Annotated in this window: 26 protein-coding genes; 13 read left to right on the forward strand and 13 right to left on the reverse strand. The window is 67.9% G+C overall.

Going from position 1 to position 25719, the window contains the following annotated elements:
• Window positions 1-16: 16 nt before the first annotated feature.
• Window positions 17-892, reverse strand: coding sequence for a LysR family transcriptional regulator (locus tag JRI60_RS35895; protein ID WP_204220427.1), 876 nt, complete (start codon window positions 890-892; stop codon window positions 17-19).
• 145 nt (window positions 893-1037) lie between these two features.
• Here JRI60_RS35895 and JRI60_RS35900 point away from each other — a divergent pair, with 145 nt between their 5' ends.
• Entirely contained in the window at window positions 1038-2258 is a 1221-nt protein-coding gene (locus JRI60_RS35900; protein WP_204220428.1) for a YbfB/YjiJ family MFS transporter, read from the forward strand.
• 159 nt (window positions 2259-2417) lie between these two features.
• Here the strand turns inward: JRI60_RS35900 and JRI60_RS35905 are convergent, their stop codons facing one another.
• Window positions 2418-3587: a hypothetical protein gene (locus JRI60_RS35905; RefSeq protein WP_204220429.1), complete on the reverse strand. Its 1170-nt coding sequence runs from the start codon at window positions 3585-3587 to the stop codon at window positions 2418-2420.
• A gap of 366 nt (window positions 3588-3953) precedes the next feature.
• On the reverse strand, window positions 3954-4151 hold the full coding sequence (locus JRI60_RS35910) for a hypothetical protein (RefSeq protein ID WP_204220430.1): 198 nt from the start codon (window positions 4149-4151) through the stop codon (window positions 3954-3956).
• Between the two features lie 132 nt (window positions 4152-4283).
• On the opposite strand from JRI60_RS35910, the gene JRI60_RS35915 reads away from it, so the two are divergent.
• The 8 genes from JRI60_RS35915 (at window position 4284) to JRI60_RS35950 (ending at window position 11345) form a co-directional block, all read left to right on the forward strand.
• A complete protein-coding gene (locus JRI60_RS35915; RefSeq protein WP_204220431.1) occupies window positions 4284-5411 on the forward strand; it encodes a sensor histidine kinase in 1128 nt (375 codons plus the stop codon).
• Complete coding sequence (locus JRI60_RS35920) at window positions 5408-6205, forward strand: LytR/AlgR family response regulator transcription factor (RefSeq protein WP_204220432.1); 798 nt, start codon at window positions 5408-5410, stop codon at window positions 6203-6205. The genes JRI60_RS35915 and JRI60_RS35920 overlap by 4 nt, the downstream gene beginning before the upstream one ends.
• Window positions 6206-6367: 162 nt before the next feature.
• Window positions 6368-7288 carry a TolB family protein gene (locus tag JRI60_RS35925; RefSeq protein WP_239469911.1) on the forward strand — a complete coding sequence of 307 codons (921 nt, stop codon included), beginning with the start codon at window positions 6368-6370 and terminating at the stop codon, window positions 7286-7288.
• Window positions 7289-7355: 67 nt separating this feature from the next.
• Window positions 7356-8015 carry a MarR family winged helix-turn-helix transcriptional regulator gene (locus JRI60_RS35930; RefSeq protein ID WP_204220433.1) on the forward strand — a complete coding sequence of 220 codons (660 nt, stop codon included), beginning with the start codon at window positions 7356-7358 and terminating at the stop codon, window positions 8013-8015.
• A 94-nt stretch (window positions 8016-8109) separates the two neighbouring features.
• Window positions 8110-8697: a protoglobin domain-containing protein gene (locus tag JRI60_RS35935; protein WP_204220434.1), complete on the forward strand. Its 588-nt coding sequence runs from the start codon at window positions 8110-8112 to the stop codon at window positions 8695-8697.
• On the forward strand, window positions 8697-9272 hold the full coding sequence (locus tag JRI60_RS35940; RefSeq protein ID WP_204220435.1) for a redoxin domain-containing protein: 576 nt from the start codon (window positions 8697-8699) through the stop codon (window positions 9270-9272). Before JRI60_RS35935 ends, JRI60_RS35940 begins: the two co-directional genes overlap by 1 nt.
• 101 nt (window positions 9273-9373) lie before the next feature.
• On the forward strand, window positions 9374-10114 hold the full coding sequence (locus tag JRI60_RS35945) for an alpha/beta fold hydrolase (RefSeq protein WP_239469912.1): 741 nt from the start codon (window positions 9374-9376) through the stop codon (window positions 10112-10114).
• A 454-nt stretch (window positions 10115-10568) separates the two neighbouring features.
• Window positions 10569-11345, forward strand: a complete 777-nt coding sequence (locus JRI60_RS35950; protein ID WP_204220436.1) for a hypothetical protein — start codon at window positions 10569-10571, stop codon at window positions 11343-11345.
• Between the two features lie 56 nt (window positions 11346-11401).
• On the opposite strand, the gene JRI60_RS35955 is transcribed toward JRI60_RS35950, so the two are convergent.
• From JRI60_RS35955 to JRI60_RS35975, 5 genes are all read right to left on the reverse strand, one after another.
• Window positions 11402-11659, reverse strand: a complete 258-nt coding sequence (locus JRI60_RS35955) for a hypothetical protein (protein ID WP_204220437.1) — start codon at window positions 11657-11659, stop codon at window positions 11402-11404.
• Between the two features lie 105 nt (window positions 11660-11764).
• Window positions 11765-12037 (reverse strand): hypothetical protein, encoded by a 273-nt coding sequence (locus JRI60_RS35960; protein ID WP_239469913.1) that lies wholly within the window; start codon window positions 12035-12037, stop codon window positions 11765-11767.
• A gap of 273 nt (window positions 12038-12310) precedes the next feature.
• The gene (locus JRI60_RS35965) at window positions 12311-12610 is read right to left on the reverse strand and encodes an RtcB family protein (protein WP_430384336.1); all 300 of its coding nucleotides are present in this window, start codon (window positions 12608-12610) and stop codon (window positions 12311-12313) included.
• A complete protein-coding gene (locus JRI60_RS35970) occupies window positions 12607-14178 on the reverse strand; it encodes a hypothetical protein (protein ID WP_204220439.1) in 1572 nt (523 codons plus the stop codon). Before JRI60_RS35970 ends, JRI60_RS35965 begins: the two co-directional genes overlap by 4 nt.
• Window positions 14175-16664, reverse strand: a complete 2490-nt coding sequence (locus JRI60_RS35975; RefSeq protein ID WP_204220440.1) for a hypothetical protein — start codon at window positions 16662-16664, stop codon at window positions 14175-14177. The genes JRI60_RS35970 and JRI60_RS35975 overlap by 4 nt, the downstream gene beginning before the upstream one ends.
• A gap of 248 nt (window positions 16665-16912) precedes the next feature.
• On the opposite strand from JRI60_RS35975, the gene JRI60_RS35980 reads away from it, so the two are divergent.
• Genes JRI60_RS35980 through JRI60_RS35990 form a run of 3 tightly spaced genes read left to right on the forward strand, consistent with a single transcriptional unit; the run spans window position 16913 to window position 18490 of the window.
• Window positions 16913-17581, forward strand: coding sequence for a MotA/TolQ/ExbB proton channel family protein (locus tag JRI60_RS35980; protein WP_204220441.1), 669 nt, complete (start codon window positions 16913-16915; stop codon window positions 17579-17581).
• Window positions 17582-17612: 31 nt separating this feature from the next.
• Window positions 17613-18038, forward strand: coding sequence for an ExbD/TolR family protein (locus JRI60_RS35985; RefSeq protein WP_204220442.1), 426 nt, complete (start codon window positions 17613-17615; stop codon window positions 18036-18038).
• Window positions 18035-18490: an ExbD/TolR family protein gene (locus JRI60_RS35990; RefSeq protein WP_204220443.1), complete on the forward strand. Its 456-nt coding sequence runs from the start codon at window positions 18035-18037 to the stop codon at window positions 18488-18490. The genes JRI60_RS35985 and JRI60_RS35990 overlap by 4 nt, the downstream gene beginning before the upstream one ends.
• 26 nt (window positions 18491-18516) lie before the next feature.
• On the opposite strand, the gene JRI60_RS35995 is transcribed toward JRI60_RS35990, so the two are convergent.
• The 4 genes from JRI60_RS35995 to JRI60_RS36010 all read right to left on the reverse strand — a co-directional run bounded on the left by JRI60_RS35995 (window position 18517) and on the right by JRI60_RS36010 (window position 24281).
• Window positions 18517-20061: an alkaline phosphatase D family protein gene (locus JRI60_RS35995; protein WP_204220444.1), complete on the reverse strand. Its 1545-nt coding sequence runs from the start codon at window positions 20059-20061 to the stop codon at window positions 18517-18519.
• 519 nt (window positions 20062-20580) lie between these two features.
• Window positions 20581-21228: a M23 family metallopeptidase gene (locus tag JRI60_RS36000; RefSeq protein ID WP_239469914.1), complete on the reverse strand. Its 648-nt coding sequence runs from the start codon at window positions 21226-21228 to the stop codon at window positions 20581-20583.
• Window positions 21228-22022, reverse strand: coding sequence for a TolB family protein (locus JRI60_RS36005; RefSeq protein ID WP_204220446.1), 795 nt, complete (start codon window positions 22020-22022; stop codon window positions 21228-21230). Before JRI60_RS36005 ends, JRI60_RS36000 begins: the two co-directional genes overlap by 1 nt.
• 354 nt (window positions 22023-22376) lie before the next feature.
• Entirely contained in the window at window positions 22377-24281 is a 1905-nt protein-coding gene (locus JRI60_RS36010) for a sialidase family protein (RefSeq protein WP_204220447.1), read from the reverse strand.
• Between the two features lie 167 nt (window positions 24282-24448).
• Here JRI60_RS36010 and JRI60_RS36015 point away from each other — a divergent pair, with 167 nt between their 5' ends.
• A complete protein-coding gene (locus JRI60_RS36015; protein WP_204220448.1) occupies window positions 24449-25054 on the forward strand; it encodes a Crp/Fnr family transcriptional regulator in 606 nt (201 codons plus the stop codon).
• On the opposite strand, the gene JRI60_RS36020 is transcribed toward JRI60_RS36015, so the two are convergent.
• Entirely contained in the window at window positions 25032-25697 is a 666-nt protein-coding gene (locus tag JRI60_RS36020; protein WP_204220449.1) for a DUF4386 domain-containing protein, read from the reverse strand. The two genes, JRI60_RS36015 and JRI60_RS36020, sit on opposite strands and share 23 nt — an antisense overlap.
• Window positions 25698-25719: the final 22 nt, after the last annotated feature.

Consider the following 25719-nt stretch of genomic DNA (forward strand, 5'->3'; position numbering starts at 1 on the left):
TTCCCCGGACCGCGGCTCAGTCCGCCGCTCCTTGGATGGCCTCTGTCAGGAACTTCGCCACCGCGCGGACACGCGCGGTCCCGCGCAGATCCGGATGAGTGACCAGCCAGACCTCGTAGTTCGCCTTGCGGGTGCGGCCGGGCCAGAGCCGCACCAGGCCTTCTTTCTCGCCCATGTAGACCGGCATTTCGCCGATGCCGAGCCCGGCGGCGACGGCGCGCCGCACCAGCAGGCTGGAATTGAGCGCCGCCGCAATGCGGCCCTGGCGCGTCGGTTCATCGAGCAGCGTCAGCCCCTTGCCGCCGTCCAGGTAGCCCTTGTAGGCGACCAGATCATGCCCGGCGAATTCGGTGTTCGGCGCCGGCTCGCCGCGCGCTGCCAGATAACCCTCGCTGGCGAAGAGCGCCACCGGCCATTGCGCGATCCGGCGGGCGAACAGGTCCGGGTTCTCCGGCTTCATGTTGCGGATGGCGATGTCCGCCTGTCGCCGGGTCAGATTGAGCATCTGGCTCGAGGCTTCGAGATCGACGCGGATACCGGGCTGCGCCTCGTGCAGCGCGGCGACCGCCGGAATGAGGAAGTCGATCGCGATCGAGTCGGTGCTGGTGACCCGCACAGTGCCACTGAGCGCCTCGTCCTGGCCGTCGATCTTGGCCTGCAACTCCAGCGCGGCGCTTTCCATCCGGCGGGCGGCGGCGAGCGCGGACTCGCCAGCCGGCGTGAGCAGATAGCCGTCGGACGCGCGCAGGAACAGCTTGGCTCCGAGGTCCCGTTCCATCGCGGCGATGCGGCGCCCGACGGTCGCCTGGTCCACGCCCAGGGCGCGCGCGGCGCCGCGCAGGCTGGCCTCGCGGCTCAGGGCGAGAAAGATGCGGGTGTCGTCCCAGTTCATCCGGCGGTCCTCGGTCTGCTCTCGACGGGGTGATGCACAACTGCATCACATGGATGAGAAGGTGCAGCAACTCTACAACGCCTTGCCGGCCCTATCCTCTCGCCCTGCGTATCCGCGATCGATACGGACCGGGAAGGGACAAGACATGACCATCCATCGCTCCACTGCCGGCGCCAGCGCGGGCGCCACCGCTGAAACCCTGTTGGCCATCTTCGCGGGTCTGTCCGCCAGTCTCGTCGGCATCGGCCTGGCGCGCTTCGCCTACACGCCGCTGCTGCCGCCGATGATCCAGCAGCACTGGTTCGCGGCCTCCAGCGTGGCGTCGCTGGGCGCGGCCAACCTCGCCGGTTATCTCATCGGCGCGCTCAGCGGACGCGGCCTGGCGCGCTACGGGTCGCCGGTGGCGGTGATGCGGCTGATGATGCTGCTGACCTCGGTGTCCTTCCTCGCCTGCGCGTTTCCGCTCTCGGAGGTCTGGTTCTTCTGCTGGCGCCTGCTCTCCGGCGTGTCCGGTGGCGCGGTCATGGTGCTGGTGTCCGGCGTGGTGCTGCATCAGGTGCCGGCCGAGAAGCGCGGCCTGGCCAGCGGCGCGATCTTTCTCGGCATCGGCCTGGGCGTGGCGCTCTCCGGCACGATGGTGCCGCTGATGCTGACCGTCAGCCTGCGCGCCGCCTGGCTCACCCTGGGCGTCGTCGCGCTGCTGCTGACCTTCGCGAGTTGGGGCGCCTGGCCGGCGCAGGACGGCGCGCACAAGGTGCCGACGCTGGCGTCGCCGCGGCGCAGCCGCATGTCGCGGCCGATGCGGCTGTTGATGGCGCAGTACGCGCTGATGGCGGTGGGCCTGGTGCCGGAGATGATGTTCCTGGTGGACTACATCAGCCGCGCGCGCGGCAAGGGAGGCGGCCTGGGGGCGGCGGCCTGGGTGGCCTACGGCGTCGGCGCGATGGCCGGCCCGGTGCTCTACGGCCTGGCTGCGGACCGCTGGGGCGCGCGCGCCGCGATCCGGCTGGCGCTGGCGGCCCAGGTGGTCGCGGTGCCTGGACTGATGGCCGCGACAAGCAATGCCGCGCTGATCGCGCTGGCGGCGGTGATCGGCTCCTTCCCCGCCGGCGCGGTGCCACTGGCGCTCGGCCGGGTGCATGAGCTGATGGAGGACCCTCACGCCCGCCAGGCGATGTGGAGCCGGGCGACCGTCTGCTTCGCGCTATCGCAGGCGCTCAGTGGCTATGCCTATTCGGCGGTCTACGGCCTGACCGGCGGCCATCACCTGGTGCTCTTCGGGCTGGGCGCCGGCGCGTTGCTGATCGCCTTCGCGCTCGATGCGCGCGGGCAGGACGTGCGCCATCGGCCGGCGTGTGCCCAATAAGCGCTGCCTGGCCTGTCCACCAGCCGGGCACACAACCCGGGCAGCCCCCTCCTCGGCCCCTCCGCTCTTGCCCACGCCTTCAACAGGGCCCCCACCCCTCCTATACCCAGCCCGAGCCGTCTTGGTGCGGCGAGGCATTGGACAGCGCGCGTCGTGGAGCTACAGGCGCCCGTGGGGGAGGCGCCCCTGGCTCATCGCCTCCACCTGAAGGAACGTGAACGGCTGGTCGAACAGCATCCGGTCCTGCTGGCGCGAACGGAACAGATCCACGATGAGGTTCATCCGGTCCGCGAGATTCGCCCAGTCCCGGGCACCGCTCCCCCGCGTGGCGTCCGGGGTCCGGTCCAGCCGGGCCAGCAGCTGCACCAACTCCGGGTGCTCCAGCTGGGCGAGGTCCGGTGGGAAGTCCCGATCGCTGGCCAACGAAGGGAGATCCTCCCCCAGCCGGAGCGTCACGTCCGGCAACTCCATCCGCATCAGGGCGTGGGTGGCCAACTCGCGCCAGCGCTGCTCGAGCCAGCGGGTGAAGGAGTTGAGGGACGCCGCCAGCGACTTCGCCACGGGGGCGCCGGGCAAGATCCCCCGGAAGGAGCCCAGCGACGCCGCGATTTGCCCGTTGAAGATCTCCCGCACCGGCGCGTTCAGCGCGCCCGCGACGGCGTCCTGCAAACGGACCTGCTCGTGGTACCCCACCAGCAGGTTGGCCAGCAGGAGGAGCTCCGCGCGGCGTTTGGGGGAGGACTCGAAGATCGCCTCGTCGTAGTGGGTGATGGCCTGGATGAGCAGTTCCTGCCCTCCCTGCTCCACCGCACCCGGCGTCAGGCGCTCGATCAAGCCCCGCAGCACGCCCGGCTCCTGGGGCGTGGAGCCCCCGACACGCCCCCGCATGTCCGCGTAGAGCGGCCCCAGCTCGGCGAAGACGACGAGGTTCCCCCGGGCGAGCTGCTGGGCGATCTCGTCCACCACCTCCTCCACCGTCCGGGTGAGCGCGAGCTGAAGCGCGGCGGGCGAGCCCCCCCATTTGTGGGATAGCGCCTGCGCCGTGTCATAGCTCCGCGAGCGGGCATCCGCCCGATCGACGATCTCCTGGAGGAACGAGCCCAGCTGCTCCTTGCGGATGAAGGTGCCCGCCGTCTTCGACGCCCAGGAGGCGAAGGCGCACCAGGAGACGTTCTCCTCGCCGAACACGTCCGCCAGCGCCACCTTGAGGTCGTGGTAGGCCTGCGTGATGCGGAGGTTGCGCAGGACCGGATCCTCCATGCGCACGATGGCTTGCACCTCCTCCACCGACGGCGCCGGCCAGAGCCTGGGAATCGTATTTAGGGCCATGTGACTCCTCCCTGACATCTCACGATGCGACCGCGCGTCCAGGCCTGGGAGGGAAGTGGCACCGGGCGAGGCGCTCGCTCCTCTGGCTGCAATTCACGAGCAGCGCGAGCCTCGTACCCGTCCGAAGCTCTACGTCTTGAGCCGGCCCACCACCTGGTGCGGCTGAAGCTCGGGCTCCCCCTCAATCCCTTGTAAAGGGGAACCCCGGAAGCGGAGATAGCGGAGCCTGGGTGCTCATCCAATCCGACAAGGCTTGCTGAAGCGCCTCGGCGGTCGGGTACCGGTCATCCCGTGCTCTGGCCAACGTACGCTGGAGGATCGCCAGGAGAGCCTCGTCCAGAGAGGGATTGAACTGCCGCGCGGAAATCAGCCGCCCCTCCACGATCTGGGAAAGCCGAAGTGGGAGATCTTCACCTCCCCCTCGAAGCTCACCAGCACATTGCCGCCATGGAGGTCCTGTCGGACGAAACCCAGAGGCACTCCCCGCGCGTCCAGCCGCGTGTGCCAATAGCGCAGGCCCCGGCATATCTCGATGGCGATGCCCACGGCGATGGGCGCGGGCAACCATTTCTGACCCCGCCCCCTGGCCACAAGGACCCTGAATGGAGGGCCGCACAACGGTTGGTCCCCGCCAGCGCTCCGTTCGTCCCAGGGGGTGTGGCGACCGTCCGGAGCGCTTCGCTAGCCTGCCGGCCCATGTACGAGCAGGACGAAACAATCACCGAGCCCGAGGAGGTCCCTCCCCTGCCCGCCTGGGCACTCTGGAGCGGGGCCCTGTGCTGGTGGCTGGCGGACGCACTGGTCACGGTCAGCCAGGTGCGACTGCTGCAATCCGCGGGAGAGGCGCCCGCCAGCGAGGGACCGCTGTGGCGCATGGCCCTGGGCAGCTCGCTGCTGTGGGTTCCCATCACGGTGCTGTGTCTGCGTTTGTCCGAGTGGTTTCCACTCCTCCGCCCCCGGTGGAGGCGCGCGGGCGCCGTGCACCTCGCCACACTCGCCACCGTGGTGCTGGGGCGAGCGCTGTTCGTCGTCCTCACCCAGGACGTCTTCGGCTGGTACGCCCGCCCGCCGGGCTTCGGTACCGTGCTGGCGCAGAGCGTGGCCAACAATGTGCTGCCCTACGTGCTGATGACCGCCGGGGCCCACGCGCTGGGGCTCGCCCGCCGCGCCCACGTGCGCCAGCAGCGCGCGTCGCGGCTGCAGGCCCGGCTCGCCGAGGCCCGGCTCCAGGTGCTCACCTCGCAGCTCCGGCCCCACTTCCTCTTCAATGCCCTCAACGCCGTGGCCGCCCTGGTGCACAAGGACCCCGACGCGGCGGAGCGCATGCTCGCGCGACTGGGAGACCTGCTGCGCCATGGCCTGGAGTCCTCCGGACGCCAGGAGGTGACGTTGCGCGAGGAGCTGGACGCGCTCGCGCCCTACCTGGACATCGAGCGCACGCGCTTCGGCGAGCGGCTCGCGGTGGAGTGGCGGCTCGCCCCCGATGTGCTCGACGCGCGCATCCCCCACCTGGCGCTGCAACTGCTCGTGGAGAACGCCATCCGTCACGGGCTCGCGCCCCGGGCCGAGCCCGGCCGGGTGCTCATCAGCGCCGCGCGGGACGGGGACTCGCTGCACGTGCAGGTGCGGGACGATGGCGTGGGCCTGCCTCCCTCGGGACTGCCCCGGCATGGCCGGGGCGTGGGCCTGTCCAACCTGCGCGCGCGACTGGCCGCCCTCCATGGCACTCGCGCCACCCTGGAACTGAGGCCCGGGCAGCCTCGTGGCACCGTGGCCGAGCTGCGTCTGCCGTTGCCCTCGCGGGGCGGTGAGGTGACGGCGTGAGCGGGGGCACCTCGGAAGAAGCCCCCTTGCGCGTGGTGGTCGCCGACGACGAGCCCCTGGCCCGCGAGCGGCTGCGCACGTTGCTGGCGGGCGAGCCCGGAGTGGCGTTGGTGGCGGAAGCGGCCAGCGGCGCCGAGGCGGTGCGCGCGGTGCTCTCCACCACGCCGGACGTGCTGCTGCTCGACATCGAAATGCCGTCGGGCGACGGCTTCGAGGTGCTGCGGGCGCTGCCGCCCGACCAGACGCCGGTGGTGGTGTTCGTCACTGCCTGGCAGCGCTACGCGGTCCAGGCCTTCGAGGCGCGGGCGTTGGACTACCTGCTCAAGCCCTATGACCGGGAGCGCTTCCGCACCGCGCTGCTGCGGGCCCGTCAGCACGTGCGGCTCGTGCGCCGGTCGGAAGCGCCCCCCCACAGGCAGGAAGAGATGCTCTGCGCGCTCGCCCAGGCGGAAGCACCGCCACGGCGGTTGCCCGTCAAGGCGGACGGCCGCATCCGCTTCGTGGACTGCGCCGCCATCACCCACGTGGAAGCCGAGGCCAACTACGTGCGCGTGCACGCGGGCGGCGAGCAGTTCATCATGCGCGAGACGCTGACACACCTGGAGGAGCGGTTGGACCCGCGCCGCTTCCTGCGCGTCCATCGCTCGGTGCTGGTCAACCTGGACCACGTGCGCGAGCTCGAGCCGCTCTCCCAGGGCGAATACATCCTGTCCCTCTCGGGCGGCGTCGCGCTGCGCACCGGCCGCGGCCACCGCTCCCGCGTGGAGCAGGCCCTGGGGCTGGAGGGGAACTGACGTCCGCCGCGTCCGTCCCCGCGCCCGCGCACTTCGTCCCGCGCCGCGCGCGCTTCGTCCCCACCTCCCGGACAACCCCTCGCCAACACGCTACCTCCATGTCCGTGGCGAGCGGAGAGAACCCCGCTCCGCCGCCCGCACCCATCTCAGGAGGAACCTGTCATGTCCGTGTCGTCCCTCGTCCGTTCCCCGATGCTGCTCTCGCTGCTCACCCTGGCCACGCCCGCCCTCGCCCAGGAGACCGCCGCGCCGTGCGTACCGGAGGTGCTCGCCCCCGGCTTCGTCTCGTTGCCGGACCAGGAGGAGTACCGCATCGTCTTCACCCTCGATGGGCGCACCGCCTTCTGGGGCGTGAGTACCGACTTCTTCCCCAGCTCTCGCCAGTCCACCATCGTCTTCTCCGAGTGGCGCCACGGCCAGTGGAGCGAGCCGCGTGTGGCGCCCTTCTCCGGCGAGTTCAGCGACATCGATCCGTTCGTGTCGCCGGATGGCCGCTCGCTCTTCTTCTCGTCCATCCGGCCGGTGGATGGCGTGGCCCGCGAGGACGCCGAGCTGTGGGTGGTGGAGCGCCAGGGCACGGGCTGGAGCGAGCCGCGTCACCTCGGCGCCGCCGTCAACAGCACCTCGGACGAGCTCTACCCCAGCGTGGATGCGTGGGGCACGCTGTACTTCGGCTCGGACCGGCCGGGCGGCTTCGGGGGCTGGGACCTCTGGCGCTCGCGCCGGCGGGCCGATGGCTCCTACGGCCCCGCGGAGAACCTCGGTGCCGCGCTCAACACCGCCTACTGGGAGTTCAACCCCACCGTGACGGCCGACGGGAACACGCTGCTCTTCGCCTCCATCGACCGACCGGACGGCTTCGGCTCGGGAGACCTCTACGTGGCCAGGCGCCAGCGCGATGAGTGGAAGCCCGCGCGCAACCTGGGCCCCGTCGTGAACACGGAGAGGGATGAGTACCACCCCTCCCTCTCCGCCGACAGGCGCACCCTCTTCTTCGTGCGCCATCAGTACGAGCCCTTCCTGCCCGGCGACCTGTACCACGTGAGCGCCCATGCGGCGGGCGTTCCCTCCTGGGGGGGTTGAGGCGGGCTCGGCGGGTGGGTGACCGGGCAGCCTTGACAACTTAGGACTCCTAAGTTACCTCAAGACCATGACTGGGAAGCGACCGGAGTACTTCAACGAGAACAGCGAGCCGATCTCCGCGCGCATCGCGACAGGGCTGCACAAGATCGGGCTCGCGATGAAGCAGCAGGCGTGGCAGCAGGCGAACGGGGTGGGCCTGTCCGCCACGCAGGGGCAGATCCTCGCCGCGCTGGTAGCGCACGGGCCCCTCTCCAGTACGGAGCTGAGCGAGCGCCTCGGCGTGACGCTTCCCACCATCAGCGATTCTGTCCGCGTCCTCGTCGAGAAAACACTCGTGACCAGGTCCGCGGACCCGAGGCACCCGCGCGCCAGCCTCCTCATGCCAACGACGGAGGGCGCCGCACTCGGTGCTCGCGCGCGTTCGTGGCCAGAGTTCATGGCGGACGCGGTCGCTGACCTCTCCCCGGATGAGCAGCGCGCGTTCTTCGCCGGCATCGTCAAGATGATCCGGATGCTTCAGGAGCAAGGGCTCGTTCCGCTCACCGGCATGTGCGTGACCTGCACGCATTTCCGTCCGAACGTGCGCCCAGGCCCGTCGCCGCATCACTGTGCCTTCGTGGACGCGCCGCTATCGAGTGATCAACTGCGCCTCGATTGCCCGGAGCATGAGCGCGCGGCTGAGTCGGCGCGACGAGAGGTCTGGGAGCGGTTCATGCGTCGCGGCTGACGCCATTGCGTCTCAGGCACGAGCGAACACGAATTCCGCGGCCATTCCGGCCGACGGCGACAGCGGAGCTTTGCTCCACGAAGGAGAAGAAGAAATGAGCAACATCCCCGGCTATACCCATGGCACCTCGTCCGTTCCGCGTTCACCTGTGTCCCTCACCGACTTCGAACAGATGAAGGCCAGCGTCCTGTTCGGCGAAGAGGACGTGAAGTACCTCCGCATGTCACACGACATCGTGAAGGGGCGTGTCGAGGCGATCCTCGACGTCTGGTACGGGTTTGTTGGGAGTCAGCCGCATCTGCTCGCCTCGTTCAGTGGAAAGACGGACGGCAAGCCCCTTGGCGACTACCTTGGCCTCGTCCGCAGGCGCTTCGGCCAGTGGATCCTCGATACGTCGCGTGCCCAGTACGACCAGGCCTGGCTCGACTACCAGCACGAGATCGGCCTGCGCCACCATCGGGCGAAGAAGAACAAGACCGACGGAGCCCCCTCCACGGACCTCGTGCCCTTTCGGGACCTGTTCGCGCTCATCTTCCCGGTAACCTTTACCCTGCGCCCCTTCCTGGCCGAGCAGGGCCATTCAGCAGAGGACGTCGAGAAGATGTCCGCGGCGTGGCTCAAGTCATGCCTGTTGCAGGTGACGCTCTGGGCCCACCCCTACGTCAAGGACGGGGACTTCTGATGACGTTGCGCCCCGCGCCCGCGTGGCGGACGGCCGCCTGGCTCAACACGCCGGAGCCGCTCACTCTCGAGCAACTCCGCGGCAAGGTCGTCCTCCTCCACGCATTCCAAATGCTCTGCCCTGGATGCGTCGCCCGAGGCATTCCGCAGGCACAGCGCGTCGCTGAAGTCTTCGCGGGCGCGCCGCTCGTCGTGGTCGGGCTGCACACGGTCTTCGAGCACCACGAGGCCATGAAGATCGAGTCCCTTCGGGCGTTCCTCCACGAATACCGGGTGAAGTTCCCGGTGGGCGTGGACGCACCGAGCGAAGTCGGCGAGCCCATCCCGCAGACAATGAGCGCGTACGCAATGCGGGGAACGCCGACGACGGTATTGATCGACGCGCAGGGACGTCTTCGCCGGCAGCTCTTCGGTGTTCACGACGACCTGCTGCTAGGCGCCGAGCTACAGACCCTGCTGCTCGAGGCCCAGTCGGGACCAGCGTTCGGTGTGCAGCGATCTACAACCCAGGTGATTCCCGCCGCTGCCTGTGACGACAGCGGCTGCGCTGCGCCTTCGGATGCCGCGCCGGACTGACACGGCGTGTTGTCGTCGAGCATCTCGGCCTCCAGCTGCCGGCCACCCTCCTCGCCGCAAGCAGGATGTCTTTGCCGCGGCGCGGTGGGTAGACTCGCCTCGTGAAACTCGAGACAACGATCGTGGGCAACGGCCCCCGCCGCATCGGACTGGTACATGGGCTCGGTGTCGACTCGTCCACCTGGGAGCCGTTCATCGAGCAGCTCCGCGCGGCGGGCGAGGTGACGGTTTTCGCGCCCGATCTGCGGGGCCATGGCCGCAGTCCGCGGCCGGACTCGTGGACGCTCGCCGAGTTCGCCGACGATCTCGTCGAGACCTTCCCGCGTGAGCTCGACGTCGTCGTGGGACACTCGCTCGGAGGCGCGGTGCTCGCGGCGGCGGTGGAGCGGTTGTGGCCCGGCCACGCGGTGTATCTGGATCCAGGCTTCCAGCTGGGCCTGCCGACCTCCGGGCTCTGGGGTCGGTTGTTCTGGGCGGCTCCGGCCCTGACACTCGGTGTCGCCGCCCTCTTCACCGCGCGCTCGAACGCGGCGGCGCGCAAGGGCTACCCGGAGCGCACGCAGCGCCTCATCTCGGACGCGACGGCGCGCTTCGACAAGCGCATGGCCACGAGCGTCTTCCGGGACATCGCTTTCCACCCGGTGGTCGCCGCCAGGCCCGTCGTGCCCTCCACCGCCGTACTCTCCGCGGACAGCAAGGCCGTGTTGCCAGAGGCGCTTGCCACGGCACTGACGGGGTTCGGGTGGGATGTGCGCAGGCTGCCCCACCTGCGCCACGACATGCAGCTGCAGGATCCGTCGGCGACGTTCGCGCTCCTGCGGGACGTGCTGCTCGGCGAGTGAGCTCTGAGCTGTCCCTTCATGGTGGCGGCTTCGATTCCCGCTGCCCCCATGGCGCGGCCCTCGAGCACGGCGATGGGTGTAGCCGATGGGCGATCGAGCTCTTTTACCAGCTCGACGCAGGCCTTCGCCGCTAACGAGACATCCGCGCCACTGCGGAGCGCGCTGCGCTCGGAGGACCATTACGCCCGTGAATGGGCGTTCCCCGCCTGCCCATATTAGCGCACGAAGCGGGCGTTGGGCTCGACGCTGATCTCGAGCTCGGAGGCGAACGTGGGGTCTCCAAGGTGGAGCGTATTGCAAAAGTGGGACGACTCCCCGGCGTGCGCTCCGTGTATGAGCCCTGGCACGAGCGTGTGCACTCCTCCGCACAGAAGTGGGCAACACAGGCCTTCCGCCCCGCGGGGTGTGGTGGTGCCACGATTGCATCAGGAGCACGCTTCTCCCTGGGGGATGGATGCGTACGAAGATCCAAGGTGTGGGCTCGCTGTTGCTGCTGTTGCTGTGGGGATGTGGCCCGGTCACGCTCGAAGACATGAAGGCTCCCATCCTCTGGGTGGCGACGCCGCCTGCCACGGGCCCGGGGTCCAAGGAGTTGCTCATCACCTTGAAGGAAGGCGGGGAGGACTGCCCGAACCTGTCGAACCAGATGCGGGCGTACTTCAACGACGTCGAAGTGCCCATGAGCCACGCGGGCCAGTGGAGCAATGGGAGCATCATCATGGGGCCCGGTCCCCGTTGTTTCTCGACGCTCTTCCGCGCCGAGGGGAACGGCCTCCCCTCCACGCTCGGGGATGACGTCACCCGCATACACATCACGGAGGGAGGCAAGACACTCCATGCGGAAATCCAGGGCCTCTGTGCTCCACGGCGCGTCACGGTGCGCTCGCCAGCGAGCGGCGTGCTACGTCCGGGCGACGAGGTGGAGCTCGAGTGGCAGCCCGCGACGGACGAGGTGCTCGTCCAGGGCGTCACTCTAGCAACCAGCACAAGCGCCCATGATGTTGCACGGCTCAGCGACGGAACGCTCCAGGTGGAAGGCAACCGCCTACGCTTCCGGCTGCCGCAGCTCACCGGGGCCAGGGAAGGAACAGCCGAGCTCCGGTTGACCAGCGGCTCGGAAGGCGACTACCGCCACAGGGTGACTCGCTGCGAGGGCTTCGTGCAGTGTCACTTCGAGTGCAGGTACCCGCAAGTGCAACGGACCGTCCAGGTGACGCTCCAGCTCGGTTGAGCGTCCGTAGAGAACAAGAGACCGTCAGTCCCCCGTCGCAGCGCGCCGTGAAGATGTCAGGACAAGAGCTCGATGATGGAGAAGAAGGAGGGCACCGCCATCACCGTGACGATGAGCGTGGCGAGGGTGGTGCGCATCTCGCTCTGGCGGACCCAGCGGTAGCCAAACCCGAGGACCGCGAGGAAGACGAGGAACAAGCGCACGGCATCCAGCAGGTCACCGCCAGCGAATGACGCCACCGTTGCGGCCGTGAAGGGGCTGCACAGGAAGTAGAGGACGGTGACGGGCGTCGAGGGCCTGTAGGGGTCGGGCATGGCCGGTTGGGATGGCGGGGCCAGAGTGACGGGAGACAGGTTCAGCCCTGTCTCCCAGCCATCAGCGCTCGGGGAAGCCAACCATCCCCAAGAGCGAGTGGGGCCTCAGTAACACGCTCCACAGCGCACACTGCCGGTTCCCACCTCGTAGTAGTCCGAACCGTTGGTGCAGTAGTAGCGCAGGAAGTTGCCCCACCCGGTGCCGCAGACCTGGGCGCAGTCCCAGTAGGAGCCCAACGTGTAGCCAGAGGGGCAGCTCGGGGCGAGCTCCTGCTCGGTCTGATTGACGCTCTGCTCCGGCTGCTGCTCGGGCATCGTGCCGCCACAGCCCACGGACAACAGCCCTGCCGCCAACAGCCCGCCCAACATGCTCTTCATGTGCATGGAATCCTCGCCAAGCCTTGATTACGGGTTGAAGCGTCGACGGTAGTGAGAAGGAGGAATCACTGTCAACCCACGCGGCGTGGGCCCGGGGTCCATTGATACGAGGAAAGAGGAAGCTCCAGGGTGGTCACGGCGCCCCGCGCATAGGCGAAATGGGGGCCGTGTTGAGGGGGCGGACTGGTGCAAAGGGGTCGAGGAGGGCCACTGCCGGAGCGAGCAAGGGCGTGCGCCGCGCCGGTGCAGGGGGCAGTGCCATGGGCTTGGGGCTCACTGCTGCCCTGGCCGCCCTGCCTCGAGGAGAGAAGCAGGGATGGCACCTCCCACTCCCCGCGAGCCCGAGTGGATGAGCAGCCACAGGTCTCCCCCCGCATCCCGGTCCAGCTCGAGGAAGTGGTTGCCTCCACCGAGCGTGCCGAGGTGCCTCGACGCCAGGCGCTCCCACTCCCGCTGGAGCCGGTGCGTGGAGAGGCTCGCGGCCTGGAGCCCGGGAGGCAGGGGCAGGCCCGCGCCCCGGTGCACCGCGTCCCCCACCGGCACCCGGCGCGCCAGTACCGCCAGCTCGCTCAAAGCGCCTCGTACCCCTCGTCGTTTCTCCCCACCAGCCCGCAGTCCACCGCAAGCGAGAGCGCCGTCGCGAGCCGGTCCGCTGTCAGGCGGGGTCTCCATTCGTCCTTGGCCAGGAGCGTGAGCCCGTCTTCTTCGATGGTGACGCGCAACCGTTGTGTATTGCCATCGAACCGGTTCGCCGCGACCGCGAAGTGCTGGCTCAAGACCATCGCCTCGAACAAGAACAACAGGAACTCACGTGTTGTCATCGCCTCACAGCGAGTCACCAGCTCGCGCCAGTATTTCAAGGAGATGCGCTCGCTGCCACCGCTGCCCATCGAGGATTCGGCTTCCGGATCAGCCCCGAGCAGCTCGGCGCTCCGCGCGCACAGGAACAAGCCCTGGAGGGCCTGCACGACCAGCGTGTCCCTCCTCTGCCGGAGTGCCTCCTCCACGCGCTCGATCGACTTGAAGGCACACGCCGCGTCATCGGTGAGTGCCCGCTCATGGAGTTCTTCGAGGGTGGAAACCGTGGGGACGAGACGCCTCGCCAACTCCGCCACCGTGAGACTGCGGACCTCCTCGGAGAGCTCGGTCTTCAAAGCCTCGAGTGCCGAGCTCACCAGCGAATCGGTCTCCCGGGCACCTGCCTCGAGCCTCTGCTCGAGCCACACGAGCAGGCTCTCGTGGGCAAGGCGCTGCGCCTGACGGACCTGCATCACGGCCCACCGTGTCCGAGCCTGGACGAGTTGCGTGGGGACAGCGAGAGGAGTGAGACCAGGCAGCCGCGCGTAGACCATCGCCTTGCGCAACTCGTCTTGTGTGAGAGGCTTCTTCGCCCACGACAAGACCCACCGCGCGAGTGCGAGGGTCGCGCTGCGGCGCCCCTTGGCGCTGTGGTCTCCTACCGTCCTCTCGTCGAAGAAGGCCCTGCGGAACGCGGCGCGCTCTTCCTCGGTCGGCTCGAACACGTTCCACCCCGGGAGCAGGCCGCGGGCGTCCTCCTCGGTACCTACCGCCGCGCCGAGTCCCAGAAGGTGTGCTCCTGGACGAGAGGCGAGGTTCTGCTCGAGCACCTCCGCCAGACGCACCCCTTCGCCGCACGTGCGCAGGAATCCGCCCTCCAACTGCTCCAGGAAGCCCAATCCGCCAAGCACCTTCGAGGCGGGGCCATACTGCACCGGTGCCATGAGACGGGTCTCCGGGGTTCGCTTCCAGGCCGTGAACGTGAGTGGCACGGTGTCCTCGGGGCGCTCGGCGGGAGACCTCGCGTTGCTTCCCGGAAGCCTTGCAGGAGCCATGAGGACATGCCCCCACGTGAACAGGATCTCGGCGCGCTCACAGAACTCACGCAGCAACTGGCTGGAGGCCTGCTTCTGCCCACTCGCCGAGACGAGCTTGTAGAACTTCCAGTGAATCCAACTCAGAACGGAGAAGGCGCGGATGTATCTCGTCACGTTGTTGATGCCGGGCAGGCAAGCCCCCATCAGCTCGAGGTTGGCTTGCCGAAGTCCCAGGAAGTCCACGCCACCATTCAGCAGCTTGTACGGCGGGACGAAGAAAGGGCCGTTTGGGATCTGCACGTTCATGGTTTCAGTTGGACGGTCAGTCGCTGGCACTGGAGGCATTGAGTGACGCGGTAGGTGAGGAGCTCGAGCTGCGCGCTGGGGGATAGCGTGACGAAACAGTGCGCGCACGCGTCCTGGGTGCGCTGTTCTCGGAGGTTCGGGCGCGGGCCCCACCTCGAGAGACAGGCGAGGAGTTGAGGCCCGCACGGTTCACCCTTGGAAAAGATGGGCAATGTCCGGTCTGGCGGCCGGCGCGCGTCGTAGGCGGCCAGGACGTCCTGCAACTGCCTGCGACGTGTCCGTGTCGCGAGAATGAGTTCCAGACTGCTCTTCAATTCGGCGGTGGGGGTGTCGAGCATGCGGCCGGCGAAACCGACACGCCGATTCACGAGCAGGGAGGACCGTGCTCGCTCCAGTTTCACATCGCCACCGGCGAAGCGCTCCAGGAGGCCGTGCAGACGTGAGCGCAGCGCGGGGAGATCCACGTCCTGCGCCGACAGTAGCGGAACGAGCGCCGCGGAGGTGAAGACATGCTGCTCGAGAGCATCCACCTGGGGTCTCGAGCGTGGCTCCGCACAGGCCGCGTGTAGCCATGTCCTGAGAAACTCCGCCGCCAGGTCCCGGTCCTTCAACCTGCTCAGCCGCATGTCCATGCCCACCTCGAACCAGACCACGAGCGTTGCGCTCCGGTCCGTGGGGCTGTCCGCCGTGCTCGACACGAGTCGCATCTGCTCATCGAACAACTCCAGGCTCTTCAGGCGTTGCTGGATCGTGGCGCCGCTGTCTCCCTCTCCCTCGTCCTCCCCTTCCTCCGACACGAGGGCACTGATAGGTCGTTCCACCGCCAGTCCACCTCGAGACAAGGGCTGGCTGATCAACCGTCGGCGCAACTGCGCCATCACGCGCTCGAGGACGGCTCCCTCCCCGCCCACCGGGCTCTCCGCGGAGTCGTTCTCGGACCTGTCCGGCAGCTCGGGAGTTGGGGCCAGGGCCTCCAACTCGATGAGCACCTGAGGCTCCTCATCGCTCTCGGCTTCGCTCGAGCCCTGCGGCGTCACCTTGATGGGCCGAGTGAAGGTCGACAGGTGACGCGCTGAGCTCATCGCGAAATACTCGAGGAGTGCAATGGCATCGTCCTCTGTCTCTTCGCGGTTGATGAGGCGCAGCAGGGAGGTCACCCCGAGCCCCTGGAGTCGCGGCATGCGGAGGAGCTCATCCATGTGGATCCAACCGCGCGCAACGCGGTCGCCTTTCATGAGCTCGATCTGCAATGAGCTCTTGAAGGCCAGCCTCTCGGCGTTTGCAAGCGTCGTCCGAAAGTCTCCCGTCGAGCTCACGGTCACATGGACCTCGGAATGTGATCCACTGGGGAGCACGATTCTTCCCGTCCAGTCACCGGAGGGATCCAACAGGGAAAGCAACTTGCCGACGAGCGCGCCGTCCCCCAGGATCGAGGCATGGACGAGGCAGGTGTGTCCCATGCCACTGGGACGGCGCTTGGGCGCGACGAAGTCCGTGGGCATGGTGACGGACTTCCACCGCACATGGCTGGAGCGCAGTGGCTCCATGCGGAGGACGCCCACCTCCACGTTCTTCGTCGAGCAGAGCGCTGGCGACGTGGCGTTGATGCTTCCCGTCACTGTCAACCTGGCCTCGGGGAGCTCCACTTCGATCCACTTGGCGTGCAGGCTGCGTCCCTCGTCCGCAAGTTCCGGGCGGACGGCTCGCAGCGTCTTGTTCCAGCCTTTCGCTCTCATGAAGGGGAAGGGAGAGGGATCTCCCTCACGGCAAGAAAGCCCCACCGAGATGTCCTTGCATCCTGTCTTCTCGGCCAGGAGGCGAGTGGCGGCACCGTCCAGGTCATGAAAGGGTGATAGGACGAAGAGCTGCTTCCCTCCACCATTCGCGGCGCACACCTCACCGAGCTGCTCGACCGCGGGCCTGTTGACCGTGTGAATGAGCCTGGGTTGTTCCAGCACGGGAGTCGGTGGGAACGCAGCCGCCGTGGCCCTGGCGCGTGCGGCGAACGTCGTGGCCCAGGCGCGCTCCGGAATGAGGAGATCCTCTCGGGATTGAAGTGCTTCCAGGAAGCCAGCGAAGTCCTCGAAGGTCCGGGCGGCCGATGCTGGCTCGAGAACCTCGAGGACCTCGAGGTTCCTACCATGGCCTCCGAAGGTCAGGTTGCCACTGCCCACGAGCAGCAGGTCCCCATCTGGGCCCGCCAGGTAGCAGCACTTGGGGTGGAACACACCGTGTGGCAGGCCCGCTGGCAACAGCCGGTACTCTTGCCCTATCCGGCTGGAGCGGCGCTCCATGAGCGAGGAGCGGTACCCCTCCACGTCAGCGATGATCCAGATGTCGCGGCAGCCGCTCTCTCGAAGACGACGCAGGAGGGTGGACTCGAAGAACGTCAGGCTCAGGGTGTATGTCGTGAAGAGCGCCTGCTCCCAACGCCGTGACGCGATCACCTCCTCGGGCTCTATACCTGTCATCTCGAGAGTCGCCATCCTCCAAGCATAGACGAATCGATTCCCCTCCACCCGCCCGGCGCACGCTCCTGGGCTCCCGTCAGCCCCCCTCCTCTACCGCTCCATGCATGCAACAGGGCCCCTGTCCCTCCTCTGCGTGACAGGACCATGACGAAGAAATGACCGTCCCTCGGCCATGGCGCGTCCGCGACTCCTTAAGGTGAACGGCATGTGGACGGGCATCACGGAGCCCGCCATCACACGCTCGAGGAGGGGCGCCTCACAGCATGCAATTCACGATCGCTGAAATCTGGGAGCACACGGGCCTGTTCGCCCGGATGATCATCTTCGCGCTGGGTGCGATGTCGATTGCCTCACTGGTTGTCATGGCCGAGCGCATGTTGGTGTACCGGAAGAGCCGCTCCGAGTCGCGCGACTTCGCCGCCAGGATGGGGGCCATCCTGGCGAAGGACGACCTCGACGCGGCGGCCAACACCAGACCAGACAAGAACGTGGGGCACCTGGGTCGGGTCATCAACTCTGGCCTGACGGCCTACCGGGTGTCGTCCTCCAGCAAGGACGTGGCGGTGGAGTCCGTGGCGCGCGCCCTCGAGCGCCAGGCGCAGCGTGAGGTGCAGAGCCTCAAGCGTGGCCTGGGCGTGCTGGCCACGGTGGGCTCCACGGCCCCCTTCGTGGGTCTGCTGGGCACCACGATGGGTATCGTGAACGCCTTCAACCTCATGGCGGCCGCGGGCTCCGGTGGTCTGGGCACCATCTCGTCCGGTATCGCCGAGGCACTCATCACCACCGCGTTCGGCCTGCTGGTGGCCATCCCCGCGGTGATGGCCTACAACTTCCTGCAGGGTTGGGTGGACGCGCGCTCGGTGGACATCTCCGAGTCCTCCAACGAATTCCTGGACATGGTGGCCCGGCACTTCGGCGGCTCCCACTCCTGATCCACCCCTTCCAGAAAACCCAGGTGCACTCATGGGAATGTCAGTCGGGGGCCCCTCCGGAGGCCCCAAGGCCGAAATCAACGTCACGCCGCTGGTGGACGTGGTGCTCGTGCTGCTCATCATCTTCATGGTCATCACCCCCATGCTCCAGCGTGGCAAGAACGTGGAGCTGCCCAAGGCCAGGGAGATCGAAAAGAAGAGGGACCCCCAGGACAACGCGCTCATCCTCTCGGTGACACCCGACAAGAAGCTCTATCTGGACAATGACTCACTGGACGAGAAGGCGCTGGAGGAGCGGCTGCGCGAGGAGCTCGCCAAGGACCCCGTCCGAAAGATTCTGCTCAAGGCGGACAACTCGCTTCGGGTAGGTGATGTGCGCAAGGTGATGAACGTGGCGCGCAAGGCCAAGGCCAGGCGCGTGTCCCTGGGGGTCGAGGAACTGAAGGAATCGCCATGACCCAGAGCAAGATTCGCAGGTCCTGGGTCAAACCCGCCTCGGCGCCCAACTCGGAAATCAATGTCACACCGCTGGTGGACGTGGTGCTGGTGCTGCTCATCATCTTCATGGTGGTGACGCCGCTGATGGAGAAGGACATCGAGGTGCGCGTGCCGGAGACCGTGGTGGAGGAGAGCCCGCCACCCGACCCGAACGACACGCAGATCGTGGTGCAGGTCGCCGAGTCGGGGGACTACTCCATCAACACGGAGAAGATCGCGCCGGCCGACTACGTCACGCGACTCGCCAAGATGCTCAACGGCAAGAAGAAGGACGAGCGCGTCGTCTTCTTCGTGGCGGATGACGAGGCGAGCTACGGCAAGCTGGTGGCCGCGCTGGATGGGGCCAAGGCGGCCGGCGCGGTGGCGCTCGGCTTCGCGCCGGAGGAGGCCGAGCCCACCCCACCGCGGTAGGCGCGGGGAGGATGACGCCCAAGCCGTTACTGGAAGCCCGACTCGAACAGCAGCTTCGGCTCTCCGGGGGTGGCCTCGTCCTCGCCAAAGAGCTTGAAGTTGAGCCGTACGCGGTCACCATCGAGCTCCACCTCGATGGTGCCCACATTGAGGCCCCCCACCGGCTGCTCGAGCACGCGTGCCATGCTGCCGCCCAGCAGGTGGATGCGTGCCCACTTCCCCTCGAGGTCCGCCATCGCGAAGTGCGTGCGAGGCATGTGGCGCGCCAGGTGCCAGTCGAGCGAGGACAGCTTGTGGGTGATGGAGCTCGACACGAACTGGTAGAGCGATGTCGGAGGGTTCGTCCGCCAGTCGCACCGGGCCGCATAGCCCACGTGGACGTCTCCACTCACCATCACCACCCGCTGCCGGGGGTGGCGCTGCTGGTGGTTTCTGATGAGCTCCAGCATGCGGCAGCGGTCGGCGCGGTACTGCGGGTGCGTCCAGCGGTCGTGCGCGTCCTCGCGGAAGCTGCCCGGCACGTAGCGGGCAAGGCGGGAGAGCCAGCCGGGCATGAAGAACGGAGGCACGCTCACGACGATGAAGAGCACCGGGGCGGAGTCGTTCACGTTCAGCCAGGTCGCGAAGCGCTCCAGCTGGTGCGGAGAGAAGACGCGTGCATGGTTCCCGTCGGCGGAGCGCCGCTCCGAGCGCACGTCGAGCACGTAGCCCGCCGCGGCGCCGTACTCGAAGGTGTAGTCATAGGGGCCCTCGAAGCCAGGGCGTAGAAGCTCCACCCGCGAGTGCTGGTAATGGCGGTAGGCCTCCTCGGCCGCGTCGCGCAGATGGCGCCACTTCTGGTGATGGTGCTTGGGCAGGGTGCCGTAGTTGTCCGCCACCTCGTGGTCATCGAGGATGGGGTAGCCAGGAAAGCGCGCCTGGAGCTCCAGCCAGTCCGGGTGACCCCAGTTGCGCCGGTAGCGCCCATGGTACAGCGCGAGGACCTCGTCGTGGGTGCACTCCAGCAGGCTCTCGCGGCCCGGGGGGGCGACCGTCTTGAAGTACTCCGGGTCGAACAGCGACTGACTCTCGGGAAAGTCCGCGTAGAGCTGGTCTCCCACCCACAGCACGAACTTGACGTCGCAGCGCTCCCACGCCACACGCGCGACGCGCAGCATCCGCAGCCCCATCTCGTGCATCTCGCCCTTGTCGTCGAAGGGCTGGTGGCAGCTCGCCACGCCGAGGCAGAAGCGCCGGGGCATCTGCGAGGGCCTGGAGGGGAGCGTCTCGAAGCAACCCTCACCCACGAGCACGCCATCCGCCCGGCTGATGCGGTAGCCGTAGCGCGTGACCGGCTCGAGGGGCCGGGCCCCGGCGATGTCGTCCGGGTAGGCGAAGGCATGGGTGTGGTCGCTGTGTGCGCGGTCGCCCATGTCGAAGGCGTAGGTGACGCGCTCGGAGCGCACTGCGTCCAGCCAGAGCTCGAGCCGGTGCGCTCCCCCTCCAGGCGAGCGCATCCAGAGTCGCACACCACGCGGGCTCACGCGGCCCACCGCCACGGCGCGCTCCATCACGGGGAGTTCGGTCCGCATGGATCCAGAGTGGGGATGCCCGAGGCTGCCGGCCAGCAGCCCCTTGCCCTACTCCAAGCTACGTCCCGGCGGCACCGGCGACCCTGGAGCAGGCCACCTGGCAAGGGCTGGGCTCCTCCCTCGCCTCCTGAGCCAGGCCCAGGTTGCTTCACCGAAGGCGGCTCCCAGCGGCGCGGCTCAGCAGAACTGGATGAAAGGTGTGTCAACGACTTCCAACGCAATGGAGCCGCTTCCCTGGGGCCAAGGCCTGGCCTGGGAGATTTCCCCTACCGAGGCCTCTTCAGGAACTCCAGGATCGTTCCATTCACGCGCTCCGCCCAGGGCGACGTAGGATTCCTCGACCCACTCGTCGACCATCCGTTGGCTGGCCTCATCCCCGCGCACGAGGTCCTCTGAACAGCTCATCCAGCCAACGCGCATGGTCCTCCGGACTCTCGATGCAGCGTCCATGTCGGGGAGGGGAAGCGAGGCGCCAGACACGCGGTCCGGCGCCCTGCCTCCTCCCTCGATACCTCGCCGCTACTGGCAGGCGATGCCGGGCAGGCCCCGGTACGCGCCCTGCGAGGTCCACCGCGTGTAGGGCGTACCGCACGAGCCCGCGTACGGGTCATCGATGCCGTAGTTCGGCACCCAGTACTCGAAGTGCAGGTGCGGCCCCGTGGAGGCCCCGGACGAGCCCGCCCGCGCAATCCAATACGCGCAGGCAAGGGACGTGTTCCGGGCGAACTGCTGCGTGTACTTCATCAGGTGCCAGTACTTGGTCTTCGTGCCATCCGCGTGCCGCATGATGATGTAGTTGGCCGTGTAGAGGCCGCAGGCGGCGTACGGGTTGGCCTGGTCCCAGTAGTTGCACCGGTCGAAGTACCCATCCACCGAGGACTCGATGACGCCCGCGGCGGCGTTCATCACCCACACGCCGTAGTCCATCTTGCTGAACCCGCCCACCAGGGCGTAGTCCGTGCCCGTGTGGCCGGAGTAGCGCACGCCTCCACACGCGTAGTCCCGGCCACCGTAATCCTTGTACGCGCTCACCGTGCAGCCACCGTTGCCACACTGGTCCCCGAGCTGCGACATGGGGAAGCGGAACATCGTCTGCGCCGAGGAGACCCCCGGCAGCGCCACCAGCGCGAAGAGCAGCGTCGCGGCGAGCTTCTTCATCGTGTTCATCACTTCTCACCTCCCACATCCGGAGCCGCCTGGCCCGTGCGCACGTTGATCTTCCAGAACTCGCCGCCGCCCGCGTTGTAGCGGAGCACGTCGTCGCTCACCCACTCCATGTGGTGGCTCGAGACGGGCGGAGGGACGAAGCCCTCCGGAGCGCCCCCGAACAGCATGTGGCTCTCCAGCCCGATGTTGGTGAGCTGCTTGGGCTCGGCGCCATCCACCGTCGTGACGAAGAACGACGCCACGCTGGTGCGGCCGGACACGAAGACCACCGTCTTGCCATCCGGCGAGATGCTGGGCGTCGCGTCGATTCCGGGCCCATCCGCCAGCACCTTCACGCGGCCTTTCAGATCGATGATGCCCACGGACGTCTCGTGTCCCTCGCCGTCACCCACCAGCGTGGCCACCAGGGCGTCACCCTTCGCCGTCGGGAACAGATCTCCGCCCACCTTCTGGGCCAGCAGCCGCTCGCGGCCGTTGGACTCGCGCAGGCGCAGGTTGCCCTGCCCATCCAGCAGCGCCACGTTCTGCCCCACCGCACGCGCCTCACGGTACTTGAACTCGCGATCCACCACGCGCACCGCGCCGGTCGACTCGTCATACTGGGCGATGGCCAGCAGCGGCACGTCGTCCGTCGCCAGTGGCTGCTCCGGAATCTCGGCGATGATACCCACCATCATGTTTCGGCCTTGACCGAAGAGGTGGACGAACCGGGCCTTGGGTCCGAACTCCTTCTCGACGGCGGGGACGATGCGCTCACGCGCCTTCTCGACACGGCGAAGGTCCGACGGGTTCATGCGACCCGCCGCCGACGCGCTGGTCGCGGCCAGTGTCAATGCCGCAATGGAGAAAAATAGCTTTTTCATCGGACTCCCGGGGAAGGGGGGGTTACCAGGACTGGCACAACGGGCACTTCCTCCTAAAGACGGAGAAAATTGGCGCGCGTCTCACGCGGGCCGAAAAAATCATGCTGGCAAATTTTTCGCGTGAAGGTGCGTGTCGGCATGCTCCCGGCCCACGCGCCGATGCATGCGCTCATGAGCCCCCTCGGGAGAGCCAGAGCGGATGAGCAGTGGCTGCGCCAGACTCAGCACCACGCCTGCTGGGGTGCTCCCCGTGCCGGGGCCACCTTCGGTCAGGCGCTCGAAGGGTCACTCCACCGGCCGGGTCGACTTCAACACGCGCTGGCCATCCACGAAGTAGACGAAGTCCTCGGCGTCGACGTGGATGAAGGGCTGCCCCACGAAGAGGTTGGGGACCGTCGCCCCGTCCATTCGCGGCGCCCCGAAGGGCTTCCACTCCTCGTGCGAGCGCTCCCAGAACAGGATGGCTTCGTCCGCCGAGTCGTCCTTGATGGTCAGCAGGTTGCCACGGCTCGTCGCGGCCAGCGGCACGCGGTCCTTGACGCCCTGCCAGGTGCGGCCCTGGTCCTCCGAGCTCGCGGCGAAGGAGTCCACGGCCCGGCAGCCGGACAGATCCGATACGAAGCCCCACAGCCGACCGCTCGGGTCCGCGGTGGTCACCTCCGGCTGGTATCGGGGGCTCACCGGCGACTGCTCGGGGTTCTGGATGATCTGCGCGGTGACCGGCTGCCAGCTCGCGCCCTCGTCGCGGCTCTCCAGCAGCGCGCGCCGGTCGCAGCCGGCGTTGTCCGAGCCGCTCACGAACAACCGCCCCGGCGTCTCCACCAGCGCCTTGACGGTGACCGAGTTGGTGCTCGTGTTCGACATCCGGACCGGCTCGCTCCACGTGGCGCCCTCGTCTCGCGAGAAGCGCAGGCCCAGGTGGTGCGCGAGCGCCAGCCGCCCATCCCGCAGCCGCTGCAAGAAGTACGTGTTGTCGAAGAAGTGCTCCACCCTCCACTCGACGTCGCCCGGGGTGTAGGTGATGACGCCCTGGTTCCAGAGCCCCGTGTAGCGCCCACCGCCCTGGGGGAAGGCCCGCCGCAGGTTCGTCGGCGCCACCGAGGCTCCCTGGTGGGGATTCAGGATGTGGAGCGCCGTGTCCGGCGCGGCCCCGACGAAGTTGCTGAGCAGATCCATGTGGAAGTAGTACTCGCCGCCCCGGAAGAAGAGCGTCCCCAGGGATTGCCGGAACCCGTAGCGCTCGAGCGTGAAGTCCTGCTGGTAGCTGCGCCCCTCGTCGGTGGAGCGGTAGGCCAGGTCCCGGAAGTGCAGCTCGCCGGGGACGGGCTCCTCCATCTTGATCATCGAGGACCGGTTCGCCAGGCCGCCCGGCATCGGTGCGCCCACCCAGCTCGCCCCTCCGTCGCGCGAGACGAAGGCCGTGTTCTGCGTGCGCGCGAAGAGGGTGCCCGCCCGCGTCACGAACAGGTCCACGCCGCTCCAGTCGATCGAGCCCTGCTCGCTCTGCAGCACCGGCACCTGCTGCCAGGACTGGCCGTCGTCCCGGGACACCTGGAGCCCGAAGTACGAGGCCACGTAGATCGCTCCGTCCGCGCCAAAGTGCACCGAGGGCCGGTACGTGCGGTAGCTGAACGGCAGGCTCGGCAGCTCCACCTCGGGCCAGGGCGCGTCCTGGGTGAAGTCCCGGCGGCGCCCCAGCCACACCCGGGCCTTCTCGTCTCCCGTCTGGCCCGTGCCGGCGTCCACCTCCTGCCGCACGGTGAACACGGTGCCATCCTCGCGATACCCCCACGCGCTCCAGGCCGGCTCGCCGTTGAGGTAGTAGATGATGTCCTTGTCCAGCTCGATATAGGCCAGGCCGTGCTTGCCGGTGAGGGCGAGGCCCGCCGTCGGCGTGACGAAGACCCACTTCTGGATGGACCCGAGCGCCGCGGCGTTGATCTCCTTCCAGGTGCGGCGCTTGTCGAACGAGACGAACACGTTGACGGTGTCCAGGTAGACGCTGTCGCCCATCGCCTCCACCTGCTGGAGCACCCGCGGATCGCCTCCCTCGACCGGAGGCGTGGCGAACTCGAGCGGAAACCCCTCGCCATCCGCGACGACCACCTCATCGGGATCCCTCTGGGTGGGACAGGCGGACAGGAGGACGAGCGCCCCCAGCAGGGCGGCGAGACGACGGCAGACGGGCATCGGGGGACCTCCGGGGAGCACGACCCCTGGAGTATAGGCGCGGGATAGGAGCCCAGTTGCCTGCGCCACCTGAACGAACCGGCCGTTCGATTCCCGCCCCCCCCACCATTTGGTCCGTGGCCGCCCCGGTGGGATGATGGGCCTCCCGCCGATCGCGCGGTGTCCTCATGAAACACAAGCTCGTCGACTACTTCCGCCACATCGCGCATCTGTCGGACGAGGAAGCGCAGGCCATCCTGGACAGCATGGTGGTGAAGACCTATCCGAAGGGGACGCACCTGCTCATGGCGGGCCAGGTCTGCACCGAGGCCTACTTCGTCCTCCAGGGCTGCGTCCGCCAGTACTCCGTCGTCGACGGTGAAGAGCGGAGCCACGGGTTCTTCACCGAGGACGAATGGGTCCTCTCGGTTCACAGTATGGTGACCCAGACTCCGGCGGATCACTTCCTGGTCTGCGCGGAGGACACCACGGTGGTGGTGGGCACCGAGCAACGCGAGCAGGACTTGTATCGACGCTTCCCGCGCTTCGAGACCATCTCCCGGATGGCGATGCAGAAGGTCCTGGCGGAACAGCAGGAGCGGTTCGCCTCCTACCTCACCGATGGTCCGGAGCAGAGGTACCTCAAGCTCTCGAAGACGCGGCCGGACATCTTCCAGCGGATTCCGCAGTACCAGCTGGCCAGCTACATCGGCGTGAAGCCCGAGTCGCTGAGCCGGATCCGAAAGCGCATCGCCACGCGCGGCAAGCCGGCTACGCCGCGACGGAAGGCGTGACCGTCCGGAACCCCTTGGCGATGAGCCAGCCGCCGAGGAACACCTCGAACAGGCCCCCGGGCGCGGAGAAGAGGATGCCCCACGGCAGCCCGAAGAGCTCGAGCACGGACCCCAGCGCCAGAAACCCGTAGCCCACCGCGCCCACCAGCGGGAGCAACGAGGGCAGAAGCCGGGACCGGTACAGCGACAAGCAGAACGCCACGCTGCCGGCCCCCAGGATGATCATCGCGAGCTGGTATGCCCAGAAGTTTCCCTTCGAGAGAAGATTGAACAGGGTCACCCGCTCCGGCGTCGTCTGCCCTTGCGCGGATTCTCCGAGCTGCAGGATGGACAGAAGGAACACCACCCCGACGATGAGGAGCAGCGCCTCCATCACCCGCGTGCAGACGTACGCGACGGCGATGCCCGAGCTCCGCTCGCGGAGGATCGGAAAGAACAGCACGCCAATCCCGACGACGGTGATGGAGTTCAACAGGAGCAGCAGCGCGCCCCAGACGAACGGCGTCCTCTGACCGGCCACCGCGGCCAGGTGTTCCGGATCCTTCAGGACGGAGGTGATGAGCGCGGTGCCGATGCCGTAGGCGAAGAACGGCAGGAGAAAGAGAATCCCCAGGACGCGGGAGTGAAGGCGGGTGGTGTTCATCTCGAGGGTTCCAGAGCGTTCA

The sequence above is a fragment of the Archangium violaceum genome (assembly GCF_016887565.1).
Classification (GTDB): Bacteria; Myxococcota; Myxococcia; order Myxococcales; family Myxococcaceae; genus Archangium; species Archangium violaceum_B.